Annotated in this window: 2 protein-coding genes; both read right to left on the bottom strand. The window is 71.1% G+C overall.

The window, feature by feature from the left end:
• Positions 1-699: acyltransferase family protein (locus tag GL263_RS24330; RefSeq protein ID WP_182857892.1), on the bottom strand; the 699-nt coding region annotated here is incomplete at its 3' end.
• Positions 696-2,858, bottom strand: a complete 2,163-nt coding sequence (locus GL263_RS24325) for a bifunctional polysaccharide deacetylase/glycosyltransferase family 2 protein (RefSeq protein ID WP_182857891.1) — start codon at positions 2,856-2,858, stop codon at positions 696-698. The genes GL263_RS24330 and GL263_RS24325, both read right to left, overlap by 4 nt.
• Between the last annotated feature and the right edge of the window lie 151 nt (positions 2,859-3,009).

The following is a 3,009-nucleotide window of genomic DNA, read 5'->3' as shown; positions in this document are numbered from 1 at the left end:
GTCGTGGTGGGCGAAGCCGAGGATCCAGCAGGCGCCGAAGGTGACGAAGTCGGTCACCGCCGAGCCGGTCTGGCCGGGGATGTTGACGAGGTCGGTGCCGAAGATCGCGGTGAGGGCGAGCGGGGCGAGCAGCGTCTGCCAGGGCATGCGGCGGAAGAGCCACAGCATCAGCGGGGACAGCAGCACGAACCAGAAGTAGGCGCGCAGGTACCAGAGCGGCGCTGCCGCCTGGACGGCCCAGGTGTCGGAGAGCAGGCCGGACTCGGACCCGATGTGCCAGGGGAAGGGCGGGCTGCCGACGGGCACGATCCAGCACAGCACCCGCAGCCAGAACCAGCTCTCCTGCCCCTTCGCCGGCCCCCAGCCCTGCATGAACAGGATCGTCAGCACCACCACGCCGTAGATCCACAGCGGCAGCAGCAGGCGGCGGACGCGGCTACGGATGACGCCGAGGGCGGGGCGCCGCAGGGAGCGGGCCATGAGGGAGCCGGCGAGGGCGAACATGACGCCCATGGAGGGGAAGACAAACGTCAGCCAGGCCCAGCCGAAGGTGTGGTAGACGACCACCCGGAGGAGCGCGAGGGTGCGGAGGAAGTCCAGGTAGCGGTCCCGGCCCTCCTTGCGCGCGGGCGCCGGTTCCGTGGACGGCCCGCCCTCGGCGGGTGGCGTGGGTTCCGGGCCGGTGGTGAGGCTGGTCATCGGGCGGCGCTTCTCTCGCGGGTGGACTGGTCCGTCACGGGCGCGGACTCGACGGCACCGGTGCGGCGGAGTTTCTGCCAGCGCAGCCGGCCGCCGGTGAGGGCGGTGATCCAGGACTGGAGCAGCACGACGTACATGAGCTGGCGGTAGAGCAGCTGTTGCAGCGGCAGGGACAGCAGGTGCGTCATGCGTTCGCGGTCGAGGCGGAAGGCGTACGCGGCGCAGATCGCCTGGACGGCGAGGACGCCGAGCCAGGCGGCGACGGTCTTCCCGGTGGGGCCGAAGATGATGCCGTAGAGCAGGAAGATGTCGATGAGCGGCGCGAGCAGCGGTGCGACGACCATGAACAGGGAGACCAGCGGGAGGCCGACGCGGCCGAAGCGGCCGGAGGGGCCGCGTTCGACGAGGGCGCGGCGGTGCTTCCAGATGGCCTGCATGGTGCCGTAGCTCCAGCGGTAGCGCTGGGACCAGAGCTGCTGGACGCTTTCGGGGGCTTCCGTCCAGGCACGCGCGTTCTCGGCGTAGACGACGCGCCAGCCGTCGCGGTGCATGGCCATGGTGATGTCGGTGTCCTCGGCGAGGGTGTCCTCGCTCATGCCGCCGACGCGGTACAGGGCCTCGCGGCGGAAGGCGCCGACCGCGCCGGGGATGGTCGGCATGCAGCGCAGCACGTCGTAGAGGCGGCGGTCGAGGTTGAAGCCCATGACGTACTCGATGTGCTGCCAGGCGCCGATGAGCTTGTCCCGGTTGCCGACCTTGGCGTTGCCCGCGACGGCGCCGACCTCCGGGTCGGCGAAGGGCTGGACGAGTTCGCGGACGGTGCACGGTTCGAAGACGGTGTCGCCGTCCATCATCACGACGATGTCGTAACGGGCGTGCCGGATACCGTTGTTGAGGGCGGCCGGCTTGCCGGCGTTGGCCTGGCGGACGACGCGCACGTTCGGCAGCCGCAGCGACTCGACGATGTCGGCGGTGCCGTCGGTGGAGCCGTCGTCGATGACGATGATCTCGATGGGGTGGTCGCTGGCGTCGAGTGAACGCACCGTGTTCACGATGCACTTGGCCTCGTTGTACGCCGGGACGAGGACGCTGACGGGCCGGGTGACGGGTTCGTCGCCCCAGCGGAAGTCGGGGCGGCGGACGCGGCGCGCGTGCAGCCAGGACAGCACGAGCATCAGCGCGAAGCGCAGCAGCACCAGCGAGCCGACGACGGCGAGCAGCACGGTGAGCACGCCCATGGCCTTGCCGGAGACGCTGACGGCGCCGACGAACGCCTTGCCCTTCCAGAGTTCGAAGCCGCCGACGGGGGTGTGGGCGCTGGGGGCGTCGAGCGCCTCGGTGACGTTGACGAAGCGGTAGCCCTCGGCCTTGAGGCGGGGCAGCATCGTCTCCAGCGCCTCGACGGTCTGGGAGCGGTCGCCGCCGGAGTCGTGCATGAGGACGATCGCGCCGTCGCCCGCCTTCTCCGGCATGGCGCGGCGGATGATCTCCTCGGCGCCGGGGCGGGACCAGTCCTTGGTGTCGGTGTCGTTGAAGACGGTGATGTAGCCGCGTTCGCCGAGGTGGCGGGTGACGGGCCAGGTGTCGTTGTCGAGGGCGTGCGCGTGGGAGGAGTAGGGCGGGCGGAAGAGGGAGGTGCGCACGCCGGTGGCGCCGACCAGGGCGAGCTGGTTCTGGGCGAGTTCCCAGTCGATGCGGGAGGTCGACTGGAGGGAGAGGTCGGGGTGGTTGAAGGTGTGCAGGCCGATCTCGTGCCCCTCGTCGACCATGCGGCGGACGAGCGCGGGGTAGCGGGAGGCCATGGTGCCGGTGATGAAGAAGACACCGCGGGCGTCGTGCTGGTGGAGCACGTCGAGCACCTTCGGCGTCCAGACGGGGTCCGGGCCGTCGTCGAAGGTGAGGACCATGGTGCGTTCCGGCACGTGGTAGCTGGCCGTCTTGCCGTTGCGGGTGTCGACGACGGGCCCGCCCTCCAGCACGTCGGCGGGGACCTTGCTGTTGGAGGTGGGCGGGTTGACGCGGTGGTCGGCGAGGAACTCGCTGTGCACGTAGCCGCGCAGCAGCAGCATCATCATGATCGCGACGAGGAACAGCGCGGGCAGCAGGTATCGCAGCGGAAGGCGCTTGCCGCGGCGCTTCCGGTGGGCGGCACGGGCCATGGCTACGCGTCACCGCCGTCGAGCGGTTCGCTGCCGCCGCTGAGCGGTTCCGTGCCGCCGCCGAGCTGCGGTCCGGCGCCCTGGCCGCCGTCGGCGGTGCCGTCACCGTCGCCGTCACCGCCGGGCGGCGGGTCGGCGGGGCCGGGTTCGG

This window comes from Streptomyces durbertensis, assembly GCF_014156695.1.
GTDB classification, from domain to species: domain Bacteria; phylum Actinomycetota; class Actinomycetes; order Streptomycetales; family Streptomycetaceae; genus Streptomyces; species Streptomyces durbertensis.
Note: the sequence above shows the minus strand (reverse complement) of the source record. Positions and strands in the feature narration are given on the sequence as shown.